Below are 17,432 nucleotides of genomic sequence, written 5' to 3'. Positions count from 1 at the left end.
CCGCGCAGGGCTCGGGCGCCAGGGCCCCCGGCCCCCGGGGTCGCCCCCCCCGGCCCCCGCCCCCGGAGCGGGGCCGGAGGGGGGCGGGGGAGCCGGGGAGAGGCCCGGTCTCAGGCCTTGCGGGTGCGCGCCGCCGCCGTCTTCTTGGCGGCGGCCGTCTTCCGTACGGCGGTCTTCCTGGCGGCCGCCTTCTTGACGGGCGTGTCGTTCACGGCGGTCTCGGCCGCGGCGGTCTTCTTCGCCGCCTTCTTCGCCGTCGCCGTGCCCGCCGCCGCCGCTGTCTTGCGGGCGGCGGTCTTGCGCGGGGCGGTCTTCCCCGCGGCCCGGCGGGAGGGGCCGGTGGCGTCGCTGACCCGCTCCGGGTCCAGGACGTCCCGCAGGAACTTCCCGGTGTGGCTGGCCGGGACCCCGGCGACCTCCTCGGGGGTGCCCTCGGCGATGACCAGACCACCGCCGCTGCCGCCCTCGGGACCCATGTCCACGACCCAGTCCGCGGTCTTGATCACATCGAGATTGTGCTCGATAACGATCACCGTGTTGCCCTTGTCGACCAGGCCGGAGAGCACCGTGATCAGCTTGCTGATGTCCTCGAAGTGCAGACCGGTCGTCGGCTCGTCCAGCACATAGACCGTGCGGCCGGTGGAGCGCTTCTGAAGCTCGCTCGCGAGCTTCACCCGCTGCGCCTCACCGCCGGAGAGCGTCGGGGCGGACTGGCCGAGACGGACATAGCCGAGGCCGACCTCGTTGAGCGTCCTGAGATGACGGGCGATCGTGGGGACGGCCTCGAAGAACGCCAGGCCCTCCTCGATCGGCATGTCCAGCACCTCGGCGATGGACTTGCCCTTGTAGTGGACCTCCAGGGTCTCCCGGTTGTAGCGCGCGCCGTGGCAGACCTCGCACGGGACGTACACATCCGGCAGGAAGTTCATCTCGATCTTGATGGTGCCGTCGCCGGAGCAGTTCTCGCAGCGGCCGCCCTTCACATTGAAGGAGAACCGGCCGGGGAGATAGCCGCGGACCTTGGCCTCCATCGTCTCCGCGAAGAGCTTGCGGACATGATCGAAGACGCCGGTGTAGGTGGCGGGGTTGGAGCGCGGGGTGCGGCCGATGGGCGACTGGTCGACATGGACGACCTTGTCGACCAGGTCGTCGCCGTCGACCCGGGTGTGCCGGCCGGGCACCGACTTCGCGCCGTTCAGCTCACGGGCGAGGTGGGTGTAGAGGATGTCGTTGACCAGCGTCGACTTTCCGGAGCCGGAGACCCCGGTGACGGCGGTGAGCACTCCGAGCGGGAAGGAGACGTCGATGTCCCGCAGATTGTTCTCCCGGGCGCCGTGGACGGTGAGCAGCCGGCCGGGGTCGGCGGGCCGCCGGAGCTCGGGCGTCGGGATGGACTTCTTTCCGGAGAGGTACTGCCCGGTCATCGACTCCTCGTTGGTGAGCAGCTCCTTCAAGGGGCCCGAGTGGACCACCTTGCCGCCGTGCTCGCCCGCGCCGGGGCCGATGTCCACGACCCAGTCGGCGATCTTGATGGTGTCCTCGTCGTGCTCCACGACGATGAGCGTGTTGCCCATGTCCCGGAGGCGTACGAGGGTCTCGATGAGCCGGTGGTTGTCGCGCTGGTGCAGTCCGATGGACGGCTCGTCCAGGACGTAGAGCACGCCGACGAGACCGGAGCCGATCTGGGTGGCGAGCCGGATGCGCTGGGCCTCGCCGCCGGAGAGGGTGCCGGCCGCGCGGTTGAGCGAGAGATAGTCCAGGCCGACGTCGACCAGGAACCTCAGCCGCTCGTTGACCTCCTTGAGCACCCGCTCGGCGATCTTCTTGTCACGGGCGTTGAGCTTCAGCCGGCCGAGGAACTCGGCGCACTCGCTGATGGACATGGCGGAGACATCGGCGATGGACCTGTCCATCACCGTGACCGCGAGGACGATGGGCTTGAGCCGGCTGCCCTGGCAGGTGGGGCAGGGCACCTCGCGCATATAGCCCTCGAAGCGCTCCCTGCTGGAGTCGCTCTCGGCCTCCTGGTGCCGCCTGCGGACGAACTGGACGGCTCCTTCGAAGGCGGGGGTGGTGTAGGCCCGCTCCCTGCCGTACCGATTGCGGTAGCGGACCTCGACCTGGGTCTTGTGGCCGTACAGCAGGGCCTTCCGGGCGCGCTGGGGCAGTCCGGCCCAGGCCATGTCGGTGGAGAAGCCGAGCGCCTGGGCGAGCCCGCCGATCAGCCGCCCGAAGTACTCCTTGGTGTGTCCGTGGGACCAGGGGTGGATCGCGCCCTCGTCGAGGGACTTCTCCTCGTCGGGCACGATCAGCTCGGCGTCGACCTCCATCCGGGTGCCGATGCCGGTGCAGTCGGGGCAGGCTCCGAAGGGCGAGTTGAAGGAGAAGGAGCGGGGCTCCAGCTCCTCGAAGGAGAGATCGTCGTAGGGGCAGTAGAGATGCTCCGAGTACATCCGCTCGCGCTCGGGGTCGTCCTCGGGGAGATCCACGAAGTCGAGCACGACCATGCCGCCGGAGAGGCCGAGCGCGGTCTCGACCGAGTCGGTCAGCCTGCGCTTGGCGCCGCTCTTGACGGTGAGGCGGTCGACGACCACCTCGATGGTGTGCTTCTCCTGCTTCTTCAGTGCGGGCGGCTCGGCGAGCTGGATGGTCTGCCCGTCCACCCGTGCCCGGCTGTACCCCTTGGTCTGGAGGTCGGCGAAGAGATCGACGAACTCTCCCTTGCGCTCGCGCACCAGCGGCGAGAGCACCTGGAAGCGGCTGCCCTCGGGCAGCTCCAGCACCTTGTCCACGATCGCCTGGGGCGACTGGCGGGAGATCGGACGGCGGCACTCGGGGCAGTGCGGCTTGCCGATCCGGGCGAAGAGGAGCCTGAGGTAGTCGTACACCTCGGTGATGGTGCCGACCGTGGAGCGCGGGTTGCGCGAGGTCGACTTCTGGTCGATGGAGACGGCCGGGGAGAGGCCCTCGATGAAGTCGACGTCCGGCTTGTCCATCTGCCCCAGGAACTGGCGGGCGTACGAGGACAGCGATTCCACATAACGGCGCTGGCCCTCGGCGAAGATCGTGTCGAAGGCGAGCGAGGACTTGCCCGACCCGGAGAGCCCCGTGAACACGATGAGCGAGTCACGGGGGAGGTCGAGCGAGACGTTCTTGAGATTGTGCTCACGAGCGCCACGAACGATGAGACGGTCGGCCACGCCGGGTCCGCACCTTTCTTTCAGATTCTTGAGGGAGTGAGGACCCTGTTGAAGTCTGAGGGTCGGGTCCTGACAGTCCTGGGATTCCTGCGGTTCTGCGGTTCTGGAGTCCTGCGTCCTGAAGACGGCTGGGCTTGGCGGGGAGAGGCCCCGACAACCAAGGATGCCTCGCTCCAGGCTATAGCACGTACATTCGAATTACGGCGATCGGCAACCACCTTCACCCGAACGTGTGGCGCGACTATCGTCGGCCGCATGATCGACCACCAGCGTGACCTGGCCTCACTGCACAAGGCCACCGAACGGCTGCTCACCGCGGTCGCTTCCCTTGACAACGCACGGCTGGCCGCGCCGTCACGGCTCCCGGGCTGGTCCCGGGGACATGTGCTGGCCCATCTCTCCCGTAACGCCGACGCGCTCGCGAATGTTCTCCAGGGCCGCCCGATGTATCCGAGCGCCGAGGCGCGCGACGAGGACATCGAGCGCGGCGCGGGCCGCCCGCTCGACGTCCAGCTCGCCGATCTGCGCGACAGCGACGCCCGGCTCCGGGCCGTGGCCGCCCTGCCCGCCGACTGGAGCCGCGCGGTCGCCCTGCGCAACGGGGTCACCGACACGGCGGCCCGTCTCCCGTTCCGCAGACTCGTGGAGATCGAGCTGCACCATGTCGACCTGGACATCGGCTACGAGCTGGAGGACCTCCCCCAGGACTTTCTGCTGCGCGAGATCGACTTCCTGGCCCAGCGGTTCGCCGGGCACGCCGGCACCCCGCCGACCAGCCTCGTCGCCGACGGCGGTCTCGGCCGCTGGTCCACCGGCGGCGACCGGGGCACGCCCCTGACGGTCGGCGGCCCCGCGCCCGAGCTGGTCGGCTGGCTCGCCGGCCGCCGCCCGGGGACGGATCTGCTGGTCCGCGCCGAGGCCCCGGAACCCCTGCTGCCCACGCTGCCGCCGCTATAGGCTTCCCCCATGACGTACAGCGGAGTGGTGACCACCGGCGGCCCCGCGGACGCGCACGAGCTGACCGACCTGATCATCTCCAAGGTCTCGGTCGGCCCGATGGACAACAACGCCTATCTGCTGCGCTGCCGGGCCACCGGTGAGCAGCTGCTGATCGACGCGGCCAACGACGCGCCGACACTGCTGACCCTGATCGGCGCGGACTCCGTCGCCTCCGTCGTCACCACCCACCGCCACGGCGACCACTGGCAGGCGCTCGCCGAAGTGGTCGCCGCCACCGGCGCGCGCACCTACGCGGGGGCGTACGACGCCGAGGGCATTCCGGTGCCGACGGATGTGCCGGTCCACGACGGCGATGTGATCCGGGTGGGCCGGGTGGAGCTGACCGCGCGCCGTCTCGTGGGCCACACCCCCGGCTCGATCGTGCTGATCTTCGACGATCCTCACGGTCACCCCCATGTCTTCACCGGCGACTGTCTCTTTCCGGGCGGGGTCGGCAACACCCACGCCGACCCCGTGGCCTTCGCCGAGCTGATCGGCGGCGTGCAGACCAAGCTCTTCGACGCCCTGCCGGACGAGACCTGGGTCTACCCCGGACACGGCAAGGACACCACCCTGGGCGCCGAGCGCCCGCAGCTGCCCGAATGGCGCGCCCGCGGCTGGTGACCGCCGCCCTCCGCGCCGGAGCCGCCGGGGAGCGCCGCCGAGGCGCCCCCCGGTTCCATGGAAACCACGCGGAAACCACTCACTGCGTTGCATCACTCCCGAGCGGCCGGAATCCCACCGGCCCCGCGAGGAGAAGACGACGATGCGCATACGCACCCGTACCGCCCTGACGGCGCTGCCGCTGACGCTGACGGCAGCTTTGACCGTGACCCTGACCGGCTGCGGAGCCGACGGCGGCGAACAGGAGAAGCCCGCCCCGGCCACCGGGCGCACGGAACCCGGAGGGAAGAGTTCCGGGAGCGCGCGGGCCGGCGCGGAGCCGAGCCGGGATCCTCAGGAGATGGCCGTGCTGTTCGCCCGGTGCATGCGGGAGCACGGGGTGGAGGTGGCGGACCCGGTGAAGGGCCGGGTGACGATCAAGCAGCGGAAGCGGGCCGGCGGCCGGAGCGCCCTGGAGAAGGCCATGAAGGCGTGCCGTGAGCACCGGCCTCGGGGTGTCGGCCCGCAGTCCTCCGCAGGGGCCGGGAAGCCATGACCGTGCCGGGGCGGGGCGGGGCGCGAAAGAGGGCGGGGGCGGACGGCAAGTGCCGTCCGCCCCCGCCCGGGGAACGCGGTGCGTCAGGCTTCGACGCTGTCCTTGTCCTTGGGAGTGTCGCCGGGGCCCTCGCCGCCGTCGCCGCTCTCAGCCGCCTCGGCGGCTTCGCGCTGCGCCTGCTTCTTGGAGGCGATGAGGCTGGTGATCGTGGTGATGACCAGAACACCGCCGATGACCGAGAGCGAGAACGGAATCGAGATCTCGGGGACGCTGACCCCGCTCTCGTGCAGTGCGTGCAGCACCAGCTTGACGCCGATGAAGCCGAGGATGACCGAGAGGCCGTAGCTGAGGTGGACCAGCTTCTTGAGCAGTCCGCCGATGAGGAAGTACAGCTGACGCAGACCCATCAGGGCGAAGGCGTTGGCCGTGAAGACGATGTACGGGTCCTGGGTGAGGCCGAAGATCGCCGGGATGGAGTCCAGCGCGAACAGCACATCGGTGGTGCCGATGGCGAGCATGACCACCATCAGCGGGGTCATGATGCGCTTGCCGTTCTTCTGGATGAACAGCTTGGTGCCGTGGTACTGGTCGGCGACGCCGAACTTCTTCTCGACGGACTTGAGGAGACGGTTCTCCTCCCAGTCGTCCTCCTCGTCGCCGGCGCGCGCCTCCTGGACGAGCTTCCAGGCGGTGTAGATCAGGAACGCGCCGAAGATGTAGAAGACCCACGAGAAGTTGGCGATGATCGCCGCGCCGGCCGCGATGAAGATGGCCCGCAGGACCAGGGCGATCAGCACACCGATCAGCAGCACCCGCTGCTGAAGGTGGGAGGGCACCGAGAACTTCGCCATGATCAGAACGAAGACGAAGAGATTGTCCACGCTGAGTGACTTCTCGGTGATGAAGCCCGCGAAGAACTCTCCGGATGCCTGGCTGGTGCCGAAGACCGCCAGGCCGATGCCGAAGAGCACGGCCAGCACGATCCAGACGATCGTCCAGATTCCGGCTTCCTTGATCGACACATCATGGGGCTTCCGCCCGATGAAGAAGTCGGCTCCGATGAGGGCGCTCAAACCGAGAATGGTGAGCACCCAAAGGGTCAATGAAACGTCCACTGCGCCTCCGGCGTCGTACGGCTCTTTGATCAGCGTCGTCGCTGCCGGAGGTCTCTTCCACCCGGGCGGTCCTAGCCGCTCGGGCCGACGCCCCGGGACCAATGGTGGTCCGTACTGACGAGTACGTCGCAGTCGGGAATACTCCCCTCCGCTGTGGTGAGCGTACAGGAGGACCCAAGCAAAGATAAAGAGCTTGGCAAAGAGATATTCAAATCTCCTGGTCAACCGAGCTTTTTAGGGCCTCTCAAGCGTTGACGCCGGAGCGGGTCTCAGACCCTCAAGCGCCCCGGGCACGCCGGGCGGCGGCGACCCGGGACAGCGGCATCGCCGGGCGGCGCGGCGCCCGGCGGCATCGGCGGGGGCCGATACCTCCACGCGTGGCGCACCCGGGGTCGGCCGGGCGTGAGCGGTGGCCTACAGATGCGGCAGGATCGACGGGATGAGGTCCTGGAAGGTGCGGCCCTTGGCGGGGATGCCGAGGGCGGTCATCCGCCAGCCGCCGGGGCTGGGCTCCTTGCTGTAGCCCCGCGGCTCGCCGTCCATGCCCCGGTGCACCTTGGCCATGATCTGCGCGGTGCAGTCGCCGCCGCCGTCGAGCGTGTAGCGAGCCGTCTCCTGGCCGGTGGTCTCGTCGACGATGCGGCAGAAGGCGTTCTTGACCTGCTGGAACGTCTGGCCGGTGAAGGAGTTCACGGTAAAGACGATCTGGTCGACATGGGAGGGCACCCGGGAGAGGTCCACGAGGATCGCCTCGTCGTCGCCGCCCGAGCCGGCCCCGCCGACCAGATTGTCGCCGGTGTGCTTCACCGAGCCGTCGTCGCTGACGAGGTGGCGGAAGAAGACCACGTCGACCGGCTGCTCGCCTGCGAAGAGCACCGCCGAGGCGTCGAGGTCGATCTGCCTGGCGCGCCGGCCGAACAGACCCCGGCGGGTCGCCGCCTGCCAGCCGAGCCCCATCCGTACGGCCGTGAGGGTGTTCCCGTCGCTCTTCCGCAGGCTGATGGCCTGGCCCTTGGTCATATTGACCGTCACGCACTGTCCCCTTACGTCTTCATCTTCATCGCTGAGGTGCCGCCGCCCGCCGGGGAGGGCCTCAGGCGAGGCCCGCCTCCTTCATCTGCCGCAGTTCCTTCTTGAGTTCGCCGACCTCGTCCCGGAGGCGTGCGGCGACCTCGAACTGGAGATCAGCGGCGGCGGCCCGCATCCGCGCGGTCATCTCCTCGATGATCGCGGCCAGTTCGGCGGCGGGGCGGTCGGTCGGTTCGGCCCCCTCGCCCCGGCGGGCCTTGCCGCCCAGCGCGGGCACCGGCGCCTTGCCGCCCTTGCCGGGCTTCTCCGCTTTCGGCTTGCGGTAGTCGGTGCCGAGCAGCTCCTCGGTGTCGATCTCCTCGCGCGCGATGGTGGCGACGATGTCGTTGATCTTCTTACGGAGGGGCTGGGGGTCGATGCCCCTCTCCGTGTTGTAGGCGATCTGCTTCTCGCGGCGGCGGTTGGTCTCCTCGATCGCCTTCTCCATCGCCGCGGTGATCTTGTCCGCGTACATATGGACCTGGCCGGAGACGTTTCGCGCGGCACGGCCGATGGTCTGGATCAGGGAGGTGCCCGAGCGGAGGAACCCCTCCTTGTCGGCGTCGAGGATCGCCACCAGGGACACCTCGGGCAGGTCGAGGCCCTCTCGCAGCAGGTTGATGCCGACCAGGACGTCGTACTCGCCGGCGCGCAGCTCCCTCAGCAGCTCGATCCGGCGCAGGGTGTCGACGTCGCTGTGGAGATAGCGGACCTGGATGCCCAGCTCAAGGAAGTAGTCGGTGAGATCCTCGGCCATCTTCTTGGTGAGGGTGGTGACGAGCACCCGCTCGTCCTTCTCGGTGCGCAGCCGGATCTCGTGCACCAGGTCGTCGATCTGCCCCTCGGTGGGCTTGACGACGACCTCGGGGTCGACCAGGCCGGTGGGGCGGATGATCTGCTCCACGAAACCGTCGCCCCGGGACAGCTCGTACTTCCCCGGAGTGGCGGACAGATAGACCGTCTGTCCGATCCTCTCGGTGAACTCCTCCCACTTCAGCGGCCGGTTGTCGAGTGCGGACGGCAGCCGGAAGCCGTGGTCGACCAGGGTCCGCTTGCGCGAGGCGTCGCCTTCGTACATCGCGCCGATCTGCGGGACGGTGACATGGGACTCGTCGATGACCAGCAGGAAGTCCTCGGGGAAGTAGTCGAGGAGAGTGTTCGGGGGCGAGCCGGGGTCGCGGTCGTCGAAGTGCATGGAGTAGTTCTCGATGCCGGAGCAGGAGCCGATCTGCCGCATCATCTCGATGTCGTACGTGGTGCGCATCCGCAGCCGCTGGGACTCCAGGAGCTTGCCCTGCTTGTCCAGCTCGGCCAGGCGCTGCTCCAGCTCCGCCTCGATGCCGTTGACCGCCTTCTCCAGGCGCTCCGGGCCGGCGACGTAATGGCTGGCGGGGAAGACGTACAGCGACTGGTCCTCGCTCAGGATCTCGCCGGTGAGGGGATGGAGGGTGGAGAGGGCCTCGATCTCGTCGCCGAACATCTCGATGCGGACGGCCAGCTCCTCGTAGACCGGGAAGATCTCGATGGTGTCGCCGCGGACCCGGAAGGTGCCGCGTGAGAACGCCGTGTCATTGCGGGTGTACTGGATGTCGACGAAGCGGCGCAGCAGCTGGTCGCGGTCGATCTCGTCGCCGACCTTGAGCGGCACCATCCGGTCGACGTACTCCTGGGGGGTGCCCAGTCCGTAGATGCAGGAGACGGAGGCGACCACGATCACATCGCGCCGGGTCAGCAGGGAGTTCGTCGCGGAGTGGCGCAGCCGCTCGACCTCCTCGTTGATCGAGGAGTCCTTCTCGATGTAGGTGTCGGACTGCGGGACATACGCCTCGGGCTGGTAGTAGTCGTAGTACGAGACGAAGTACTCGACGGCGTTGTTGGGCAGCAGCTCGCGGAACTCGTTGGCCAGCTGCGCGGCGAGGGTCTTGTTCGGCGCCATGACCAGGGTGGGGCGCTGGAGCTTCTCGATCATCCAGGCGGTGGTCGCCGACTTTCCGGTGCCGGTCGCGCCGAGCAGGACCACGTCCTTCTCGCCCGCGCGGATGCGCCGCTCCAGGTCGGCGATGGCCGTGGGCTGATCGCCGCTGGGCTGGTAGGAGCTGACGACCTCGAAAGGCGCCACCGTACGTTCGATCTTGGAAACGGGCCGCATGGAACCACCGTACGACCCCGCACTGACAACCGTGCGCCGCACGGGTTCGAAGGCCGTGCCCCCAGAGCGGACCAGGCCCGCCGCCGGTTGGCATCGGGCCTGGTCAGAGGGGGAGGGGTGGGGTTACCAGCCGTCGGAATAGGGCTGGTCGCGGCGCGGGGGCGGCTCGGGGAACCAGTCCGCGGACTGCTGCCCGTGGCCTCCGGGCCGCTGCCCGTACAGCGGAGCCTGCTGTCCGTACAGCGGGGCCTGCTGTCCATAGAGCGGGGCCGCCTGGGGCTGCTGCCCGTACAGCGGGCCCTGCTGGGCCGGGATGCCGGGCTGCGGGGGTGTGGCGTGGCCGGTCTTCTCCCACTCGGGCTCGCCCATCACCAGCAGCGGGTCGAACATGACCACCACTCCGGCGAGCAGCATGAAGACGGTGGGGCCGAGCAGCATCGGCGCGAGCAGGCTGGTCGGCGAGTCGCCGCCGCCGAAGCCGACGGTGCCGTGCAGATGGACGCTGACCGAGGCCATGCCGGTGTAGTGCATTCCGGTCACCGCGACGCCCATCACCAGGCTCGCGCCGAGACTGGCGAGGAAGCCGTGGATGGAGACGGCCGCCCAGAGCGCGGCGGTGGCGGCGACGACGGCGATCACCACGGAGAGGATGACGATCGGGGTGCTGTAGTCGACGCGGCCCTGGAAGCGCATCCCGGCCATGCCGAGGTAGTGCATGGAGGCGACGCCGAGGCCCGTGATGGTGCCGCCGGTGCCGAGCGCCATCATGGTGGCGCCCCGGTAGCCCACGATGAAGATTCCGATGCCGACCATGACGATCGCGACGCCGAGGCTGGCGAAGGTGATCGGCCGGTCGTAGGTGATGGGGGCCTCGTTGATGCTGAACCCCATCATGGCGATGAAGTGCATCGTCCAGATGCCCGAGCCGATCGAGATCGCGCCGAGGGCCAGCCAGCCGGGCTTGAACGAACCGGTGGTCCGTACCGATCTCGTGGTGCAGCGGAGGCCGAGGGCCGCGCCCAGACACGCCATCACAAAGGCCGCCACCGGGGTGACAAGGCCGTAGGTGAAGCCGTCGAGGGTTCCTTGCATGCCGTACGTCCTTCGTCCCGTGATCCTGCGGTCCCCTGGCGGTGACACCGTTGACCGCTGGTGGAACGTCTGTTCAGTGGGCGAGAGTACGACCTGCACACGATTTGTCAAAGATTTGGCCGACGCTCTATCTATGCAGAAACCATCACCTGAGGCGATCTGGTGTGATCTGTGCGTATTTTGACGACAGTTTCCGCAGGCATTCGACTCATCAGAAATGTCACTCTCACCACATCTTCGGCCGAAAAGGCCCCGAGGAGTCATGGTGTACGCACATCCTCTCGCGGCGGCCGCCACCGCTCTCGGAGCCGCTGTCGCGCTGCTGTCGGGCCCCTCCGTCCAGGCCTCCGAACGGCCTCCCGGCGCGGTGAGAACCACCCCCGTGGTGATCGCCCACCGGGGCGCGTCCGGCTACGCGCCCGAGAACACCCTCGCGGCCGCCGACCTCGCCGACCGGATGGGCTTCACCTGGGTCGAGACCGACGTCCAGCGCACCAGCGACGGCGAACTGGTCGTCGTCCACGACGAGACCCTGGCGCGCACCACCGATGCCGAACAGCGCTTCCCGGAACGCGCGCCCTGGCGGGTCGGGGACTTCACGGCGGCCGAGATCGCCACCCTGGACGCGGGCGGTTGGTTCGGCCCCCGCTGGGCCGGCGAGCGGGTGCCGACCCTCCGGCGGTATCTGAGCCGGGTCGAGCGCAACGGCCAGCGGCTGCTCCTGGAGATCAAGCGCCCGGAGCTGTACCCGGGCATCGAGAGGGACACCCTGCTGACTTTGGACGAGGAGGGCTGGCTCGACCGCTCCCACACCCGGCGCAGACTGGTCGTCCAGAGCTTCGGGGCGGACAGCGTACGGGCCGTGCACCGGCAGCGCCCGGACGTCGTCACCGGTCTCCTGGGGAATCCGGCGGTCGCGGAACTGCCCTCGTACGCGGCGTTCACCGATCAGATCAACCCCTCGCACACCAGGATCACCGCCGACTACGTGGCCGCGGTGCGACGGCTCAGGGGGGCGCACGGCAAACCGCTCCGGGTGCACGTCTGGACCGTCAACGACGCGGCGGGCGCGCAGCGCGCCGAGAGGTTCGGCGTGGACGGGATCATCACCGACAGACCCGATGTGGTGCGCGACGCCGTGCGCTGAACCCGCGGGGCGGCCCCGCGCGCGGGGTGTTGTCAGTGCCCGGCCGTACGCTGGTTCACATGAACAGCTTCGTGTGGACCGTCGTGCCCGCGGATGTCGGGCCGCTGTTTCTCGCCGCCACCGACAAGGGCCTGGTCACCGTCGCCTTCCACGCCGAACCGGCCGTCCGGGACAGAGAGCTGCGCCGGCTCGCCGAGCGCCTCGGCGGCGAGGGCGCGCGGGACGCGTCCGGCCCGCTCGCCGAGCCGATACGCCAGCTCGCGGCGTATTTCGAGGGCGAGCTGCGCGATTTCACGCTGCCGCTCGACTGGTCGCTGTCGGGCGGGTTCAACCGCGAGGTGCTCCGGGAGCTGGCCGCCACGGTGCCGTACGGCACCCTGGTGGGATACGGCGATCTGGCGGCCCGCGTGGGCCGGCCGGGCGCGGCACAGGCCGTGGGGGCGGCGATGGGCGCCAACCCCCTGCCGGTGGTGGTGCCGTGCCATCGCGTGGTGGAGACGGGCGGAAAGCTGGGGGGTTTCAGCAGTGGACTGGACACCAAGCGGAAGCTGCTGGCGCTGGAGGGGGTGCTTCCGGAGCCACTGTTCTGAGCCGTCCGCGCCGTCCCCGCCGTCCCTGCCCTGCCCGCCGTCAGGTCGGTCCGCCTGGGGCTCACGGGGCGGACGAGACCGGCACGGGTCGAGTCGGGACGGGGTCGGGGCGGGTCGGGGAAAGCGCTTTGGCCCAGGTGCCCGAGCTGAGACAGACTGCGCGAGTGAGCATCAGATCCGAGCCGACCGGTATACCCGACGCCCGCGAGGCGGACGGCCCTTCGACCCCGGCCCGGGGGCCGGCCGGGCCGGCCCCGACCGGGACACCGGCGGCCGGAGACGAACTGTCCGCGCTGCGCCGCCGTGTCACCGCGGTCCTCGTGGTGAGCCAGATCCTCGGCGGACTGGGGGTCGCGATCGGCATCGCGCTGGCCGCCGTGCTGGCGGAGCGGGTCAGCGGTTCGGCGGGGCTGTCCGGGCTCGCGCCCACCGCGATGGTCACCGGCACGGCCCTGCTCAGCGTGCCGCTCGCCTCGGTGATGAACACTCGCGGCCGGCGTCCCGGGCTGGTGCTCGCCTATCTGATCGGGGCGCTGGGAGCGGCCCTGGTGGTGTTCGGGGCCGTCGTCGAGAGCTTTCCCCTGCTGCTCGCGGGCATGGCCGCGTTCGGCGCCGGTTCCCTGGCGACCCTTCAGGCGCGGTTCGCCGCCGCCGATCTCGCCGTGCCCGAGCGGCGTGGTCGGACGATCTCGCTGGTCGTCTGGGCGACCACCATCGGTGCCGTGCTCGGACCCAATATCGCCGCTCCGGCCGGCCGTACCGTCTCCGGTCTGGGCGTTCCGACGGAGGCCGGGCCGTTCGTCTGGGCGGCCGGAGTCTTCCTGGTCTCCGCCGCGGTGGTGCAGTCGCTGCTGCGTCCCGACCCGCTGATCACTGCCCGCGCCCTGGCCCCCGGCGACCACCGCCCCGAGGGCCGCTCACTGCGGGCCGGGGCACGGGCCGTGCGCGCGTCGCCGATGGCCCGGCTCGCGGTGGTCACCCTCGCCGTGTCGCACGCCGCGATGGTGGCCATCATGTCGATGACCCCGCTGGCGCTCAGTCACCACGGCGCGGGCATCGAGCTGATCGGCCTGGTCATCAGCGGCCATATCGCCGGCATGTACGCGTTCTCGCCACTGATGGGATGGCTGGCGGACCGGATCGGGCGACTGGCGGTGATCGGGCTCGCGGCGGGGCTGCTCTCGGTGTCCGCGCTGCTCGCCGGTACGGCGGGGCCCAGCCACGCCCAGGTCGCCGCCGGGCTGTTTCTGCTGGGGCTCGGCTGGTCGGCCGGGGTGGTGGCCGGTTCGGCGCTGCTCACCGACTCGGTGCCGCCGCCCGCCCGCGCCGCCGCGCAGGGCCTGTCCGACCTGGCCATGAACACGGCGGCAGGCGTCGGCGGCGTACTGGCCGGGCTGATCGTCGCCCAGGCGGGTTATGGCTGGCTCAATCTGGCCGGTGCTCTGCTTCTGCTGCCGATGGCCGCGCTCACGGTCCGCCGGGCGGTGGGCTGACCCGGCGAGGCCCGTCCGAAGGGGCCGCCGCACGGCCGGGCCGGGCCGACCGGTCTCCGCCACAGCCGTGGGAAGCGGGGTTTGGGCGTCCCGCCGCCGTGCCAAGGATGGGACATGCCGCTCACCGAGGTGTCCGAGGAAGTACGGGAGGCGCTCGCCGCGCACCGGCCCGTCGTGGCCCTGGAGTCGACGATCATCGCCCACGGTCTGCCGCGCCCCCGCAATCTGACCGTCGCGCTGGAGCTGGAGGGGTGCGTACGGTCCAACGGCGCGGTGCCCGCCACGATCGCCGTCCTCGACGGCCGGGTCCGCATCGGCCTGGAAAGACGGCAGCTGGAGCGGATCGCCGAGGACGCGGGCGTACGGAAGCTCGGCCGTCGTGACCTCGCCCCAGCGCTGGCGCAGCGGGTGAGCGGGGCGACGACCGTGTCGGCGACCGCCTTCCTCGCGGCACGGGCCGGGATCCGGGTCTTCGCGACCGGCGGAATCGGCGGAGTCCATCGGGAGTGGACCCATGAACAGGACGAGTCGGCCGATCTCCGGGTGCTGGCGGAGACCGGGATCACGGTGGTGTGCGCGGGGGTGAAGTCGGTCCTGGACGTCCCCGCGACACTGCAACGCCTGGAGACGCTGGGGGTGGGAGTCGTCGGATACCGGACGGACCGCTTCCCCGGTTTCTATCTGACCTCGTCCGGGGAGTCCGTGGACTGGACGGCGCACAGCCCGGAGGAGGTGGCCGAGATGATCCGCGCCCGGGAGGCGCTGGGCCCTCCGGAGTCGGCGCTGATCGTCGCCCTGCCGGTGCCGGAGTCGGAGCAGCTCGCCCCGGAGCTGCACGACCGGGTGCTCGGCGAGGCGCTGGACGAGTGCCGTGAGCGGGGCATCACGGGGCAGTCCGTGACCCCGTTCCTGCTGGAGTCGCTGACCCGGCGGACCGGAGGAGCCTCGCTGGAAGCGAATGTGGCGGCGGTGCGCGGCAACGCCCGCCTCGCGGCGCGGGTCGCGGCCGCGCTGTGAGTGGCGGGACGGTGAACGGCAGGCTCCCGAACCGGGTTTCGGCCACCGGGGCGGAGGCCGGGGCGGGGCGGGAGGGAGGCCCGGCCGCGCTGCTCGTCATCGGTGAGGTGGTGACCGATGTGATCGCCCGGCACACGGCTCCGCCGGTCCGGGGCACCGACACCCCCGCCCGGATCCGGATCCTCCCCGGCGGAGCCGGTGCCAACGCGGCCTGCTGGGCCGCCCGCCGGGGGACGGCGGACGTACGCCTCCTGGCGCGGGTCGGCGCGGCGGACGCCGGATGGCACGAGGAGCGGCTGAGGGCGGCCGGGGTGCGCCCGGTGCTCGTCGTCGACGACACGGCCCCGACGTCGACCGTCATCGTCCTGGTCGACGCCGCCGCCGAGCGCACCTTCCTCGCCGACGGCGGCGCCGCCTCCCGCGCCGGTCCCGCCGACTGGTCGCCCTCACTGCTGGCCGGGGTGGGCCATCTCCATCTCTCCGGCTATCTGTTCTTCTCCGGCGGCGGGCGCGCGCTGGCCCGGCGCGCCACGCGGGCGGCACGGGCGCGCGGTGTTCCGGTGAGCGCCGACCCCGCCTCCGCCGGATTCATCGGCGCCCTCGGCACCGACCGGCTGATGGCCGAGTACGAGGCGGTGGACGTCCTGTTGCCCAACGCCGACGAGGCACGGCTTCTCACCGGCCGGTCCGATCCGGCCGAAGCGGCTGTCGACCTCGGCCGACGGGTGCCACTGGTCGTCGTCACCCTCGGCGCGGACGGCGCGCTGGTGGCGGAGTCCGGTGCGCCGCCGGTCCATGTGACCGCTCCCACCGCGCGTCCGGTGGACTCGACGGGTGCGGGCGACGCCTTCACCGGGGCATTCCTGGCCGCCCGGCTCGCGGGCGAGGACGCCGCGGCCGCCGCGGCCGAAGGCTGCCGGGCGGGTGCGGAGGCGGTCGCCCTGACCGGCGGCAGGCCGGTCCCGCCCGCCGGGGGCCGCCACGCTCCGGACGCCGGTCACTCCCCCGCGCAGGACGGTGCGTCCACGTTCACGGAGAGCGGGCTGCCCTTCGGCAGCACATAGGTCAGATAGAGCACCACCGGCTCGGTCCCGAGATTGCGCCCGTTGTGCCGGTGCTCCGGACCGGCCGGCTCCACGAAGGCCGTGCCGGCCGGGGTCACCTCGACCGAGCAGTCCTCCAGGGTCCGGGTCAGCGTCCCGGACTGTACGAGGACGAGAAGCTGGCCGTCGTGGTAGTGCCAGCCGGTGGAACCGCCGGGGTCGATGGTGATCGTCCGAACGATGACCTCGGTGGGCCCCTTGGCCTTCAGCTTCAATTTCTTCTCCGAGACGCCCTGTGCGAGCACCGTGCCGGTGACGCCGCTTCCGGGGGTGGCATTGGCGACGGACGGTGCCGTCGCTATCAGCCCGAGACAGGCGGCCAGAAGCATCGCTCCCCATATGCGCCTCAGACGCCCCGCTCTTCCCAGCCTGCTCTTGAGCCCCATGAAATCCTCCAACTCTCCGGCATGGGGCGGGAGTTCCCCTGCGAACGCCCGCCGGTGGCCCCGCCGAAGACGGGCACGCTACCGAAGGCGCGACCGGCCGGAAAGAGATCCGGCCAGACGGAGAACGCCCGGCGGGTTCGGCGCACGGGGAAACCGGAGGGCTGGCGACGGGATCGACCCGCGCGAGGCGTCCGGGCGGGTACGGGCACGAAGAGCAGGTGGGGGCGGATCGGGCCGGCGGAAACCTCGGCGGGCGGCCGTCAGGTTGGGGTGCGCCATGGCCTTGACGGACTTCGCCACTGCGATGATCTGATGGGTCTCGCCACGCGATCAAGCCGGTAGGACCGTCCGCCCGTCCGAACGATCGCTCAGAGCTCCCGCGCAGCGCGGGCGGCTCGGCGCTTCCGTCCGCTCAGCCCTTCAATCCCCTGGGAAGTAAGCACCATGGAGACAGCCGTCATCGCGGTCATAGGCACACTGCTCGGCGCGGTGGTCACCCATGTGTTCCAACGCCGGACGACCGAGCGCACGGCGGTGCTCACCCGCGCCGAACAGCTGCGCCAGGAGCGGATCTCCGCGTACAGCGCCTTCGCGGGGGCCCTGGTGGACTATCGGCGCGGTCAGAACGACCGCTGGTACCGGGCTCAGCGGTCGCCCGGCAGCACCGAGGCGGAGGAGGCCCGGATCGACTCCTACCGGCTGCGCTCCAGCGCGCATCAGGCGCTGATCCGGGTTCAGTTGGTGTGCGAAGAGCCTCAGACGCTGGCTCTGGCCTCCGCCGCCTTCGAAGTGACCAACTGTATGCACGAGGCCTCGGACGAGGACGATCGTTCACAGCGGTCCGAGCAGGCGCGCGAGACCCTGTCGGAGTTCATCGGGACGGCGGCCCCGAGCGTCCGATGACCCCGGGTGCC

The 17,432-nt window shown here is 70.5% G+C and carries 15 protein-coding genes; 9 read left to right on the top strand and 6 right to left on the bottom strand.

Annotation, left to right across the window (positions count from 1 at the left end; all coding sequences use genetic code 11):
• Positions 1–110: 110 nt before the first annotated feature.
• Positions 111–3,200, bottom strand: coding sequence for an excinuclease ABC subunit UvrA (gene uvrA / locus IE247_RS20865; protein WP_190124729.1), 3,090 nt, complete (start codon positions 3,198–3,200; stop codon positions 111–113).
• Between the two features lie 255 nt (positions 3,201–3,455).
• On the opposite strand from uvrA, the gene IE247_RS20860 reads away from it, so the two are divergent.
• From IE247_RS20860 to IE247_RS20850, 3 genes are all read left to right on the top strand, one after another.
• A complete protein-coding gene (locus IE247_RS20860) occupies positions 3,456–4,157 on the top strand; it encodes a maleylpyruvate isomerase family mycothiol-dependent enzyme (RefSeq protein ID WP_190124728.1) in 702 nt (233 codons plus the stop codon).
• A 9-nt stretch (positions 4,158–4,166) separates the two neighbouring features.
• Complete coding sequence (locus IE247_RS20855) at positions 4,167–4,823, top strand: MBL fold metallo-hydrolase (protein ID WP_190124727.1); 657 nt, start codon at positions 4,167–4,169, stop codon at positions 4,821–4,823.
• 142 nt (positions 4,824–4,965) lie between these two features.
• Complete coding sequence (locus tag IE247_RS20850; protein WP_190124726.1) at positions 4,966–5,358, top strand: hypothetical protein; 393 nt, start codon at positions 4,966–4,968, stop codon at positions 5,356–5,358.
• An 83-nt stretch (positions 5,359–5,441) separates the two neighbouring features.
• Here the strand turns inward: IE247_RS20850 and IE247_RS20845 are convergent, their stop codons facing one another.
• From IE247_RS20845 to IE247_RS20830, 4 genes are all read right to left on the bottom strand, one after another.
• Entirely contained in the window at positions 5,442–6,473 is a 1,032-nt protein-coding gene (locus tag IE247_RS20845; RefSeq protein ID WP_190124725.1) for a TerC family protein, read from the bottom strand.
• Positions 6,474–6,887: 414 nt separating this feature from the next.
• On the bottom strand, positions 6,888–7,505 hold the full coding sequence (locus tag IE247_RS20840) for a TerD family protein (protein WP_190124724.1): 618 nt from the start codon (positions 7,503–7,505) through the stop codon (positions 6,888–6,890).
• A 61-nt stretch (positions 7,506–7,566) separates the two neighbouring features.
• The gene (gene uvrB / locus IE247_RS20835; protein WP_190124723.1) at positions 7,567–9,690 is read right to left on the bottom strand and encodes an excinuclease ABC subunit UvrB; all 2,124 of its coding nucleotides are present in this window, start codon (positions 9,688–9,690) and stop codon (positions 7,567–7,569) included.
• 123 nt (positions 9,691–9,813) lie between these two features.
• The gene (locus IE247_RS20830) at positions 9,814–10,782 is read right to left on the bottom strand and encodes an MHYT domain-containing protein (protein ID WP_190124722.1); all 969 of its coding nucleotides are present in this window, start codon (positions 10,780–10,782) and stop codon (positions 9,814–9,816) included.
• A 262-nt stretch (positions 10,783–11,044) separates the two neighbouring features.
• On the opposite strand from IE247_RS20830, the gene IE247_RS20825 reads away from it, so the two are divergent.
• The 5 genes from IE247_RS20825 to IE247_RS20805 all read left to right on the top strand — a co-directional run bounded on the left by IE247_RS20825 (position 11,045) and on the right by IE247_RS20805 (position 16,093).
• Positions 11,045–11,929 carry a glycerophosphodiester phosphodiesterase gene (locus tag IE247_RS20825; protein WP_190124721.1) on the top strand — a complete coding sequence of 295 codons (885 nt, stop codon included), beginning with the start codon at positions 11,045–11,047 and terminating at the stop codon, positions 11,927–11,929.
• A gap of 59 nt (positions 11,930–11,988) precedes the next feature.
• A complete protein-coding gene (locus tag IE247_RS20820) occupies positions 11,989–12,519 on the top strand; it encodes a methylated-DNA--[protein]-cysteine S-methyltransferase (RefSeq protein ID WP_190124720.1) in 531 nt (176 codons plus the stop codon).
• 191 nt (positions 12,520–12,710) lie between these two features.
• The gene (locus IE247_RS20815; RefSeq protein ID WP_373305590.1) at positions 12,711–14,012 is read left to right on the top strand and encodes an MFS transporter; all 1,302 of its coding nucleotides are present in this window, start codon (positions 12,711–12,713) and stop codon (positions 14,010–14,012) included.
• Positions 14,013–14,126: 114 nt separating this feature from the next.
• Positions 14,127–15,029 carry a pseudouridine-5'-phosphate glycosidase gene (locus IE247_RS20810; protein WP_190124719.1) on the top strand — a complete coding sequence of 301 codons (903 nt, stop codon included), beginning with the start codon at positions 14,127–14,129 and terminating at the stop codon, positions 15,027–15,029.
• 11 nt (positions 15,030–15,040) lie between these two features.
• Positions 15,041–16,093 carry a carbohydrate kinase family protein gene (locus tag IE247_RS20805; protein ID WP_190124718.1) on the top strand — a complete coding sequence of 351 codons (1,053 nt, stop codon included), beginning with the start codon at positions 15,041–15,043 and terminating at the stop codon, positions 16,091–16,093.
• Here the strand turns inward: IE247_RS20805 and IE247_RS20800 are convergent.
• Complete coding sequence (locus IE247_RS20800) at positions 16,027–16,461, bottom strand: cupin domain-containing protein (protein ID WP_190124717.1); 435 nt, start codon at positions 16,459–16,461, stop codon at positions 16,027–16,029. The genes IE247_RS20805 and IE247_RS20800 overlap by 67 nt on opposite strands.
• Positions 16,462–16,962: 501 nt before the next feature.
• Between IE247_RS20800 and kilB the strand changes: the two genes are divergently transcribed.
• Positions 16,963–17,421, top strand: a complete 459-nt coding sequence (gene kilB / locus IE247_RS20795) for a plasmid transfer protein KilB (RefSeq protein WP_190124716.1) — start codon at positions 16,963–16,965, stop codon at positions 17,419–17,421.
• Positions 17,422–17,432: the final 11 nt, after the last annotated feature.

It is taken from the genome of Streptomyces inusitatus, assembly GCF_014651115.1.
Classification (GTDB): Bacteria; Actinomycetota; Actinomycetes; order Streptomycetales; family Streptomycetaceae; genus Streptomyces; species Streptomyces amakusaensis.
Note: the sequence above shows the minus strand (reverse complement) of the source record. Positions and strands in the feature narration are given on the sequence as shown.

What these genes read in the sequence shown, in the direction of transcription:
- uvrB (WP_190124723.1), bottom strand. Translation starts at nt 9,690, where the DNA reads ATGCGGCCCGTTTCCAAGATCGAACGTACGGTGGCGCCTTTCGAGGTC.
- IE247_RS20830 (WP_190124722.1), bottom strand. Translation starts at nt 10,782, where the DNA reads ATGCAAGGAACCCTCGACGGCTTCACCTACGGCCTTGTCACCCCGGTG.
- IE247_RS20820 (WP_190124720.1), top strand. Translation starts at nt 11,989, where the DNA reads ATGAACAGCTTCGTGTGGACCGTCGTGCCCGCGGATGTCGGGCCGCTG.
- IE247_RS20855 (WP_190124727.1), top strand. Translation starts at nt 4,167, where the DNA reads ATGACGTACAGCGGAGTGGTGACCACCGGCGGCCCCGCGGACGCGCAC.
- IE247_RS20825 (WP_190124721.1), top strand. Translation starts at nt 11,045, where the DNA reads ATGGTGTACGCACATCCTCTCGCGGCGGCCGCCACCGCTCTCGGAGCC.
- IE247_RS20810 (WP_190124719.1), top strand. Translation starts at nt 14,127, where the DNA reads ATGCCGCTCACCGAGGTGTCCGAGGAAGTACGGGAGGCGCTCGCCGCG.
- IE247_RS20800 (WP_190124717.1), bottom strand. Translation starts at nt 16,461, where the DNA reads ATGCTTCTGGCCGCCTGTCTCGGGCTGATAGCGACGGCACCGTCCGTC.
- kilB (WP_190124716.1), top strand. Translation starts at nt 16,963, where the DNA reads ATGGAGACAGCCGTCATCGCGGTCATAGGCACACTGCTCGGCGCGGTG.
- IE247_RS20860 (WP_190124728.1), top strand. Translation starts at nt 3,456, where the DNA reads ATGATCGACCACCAGCGTGACCTGGCCTCACTGCACAAGGCCACCGAA.
- IE247_RS20850 (WP_190124726.1), top strand. Translation starts at nt 4,966, where the DNA reads ATGCGCATACGCACCCGTACCGCCCTGACGGCGCTGCCGCTGACGCTG.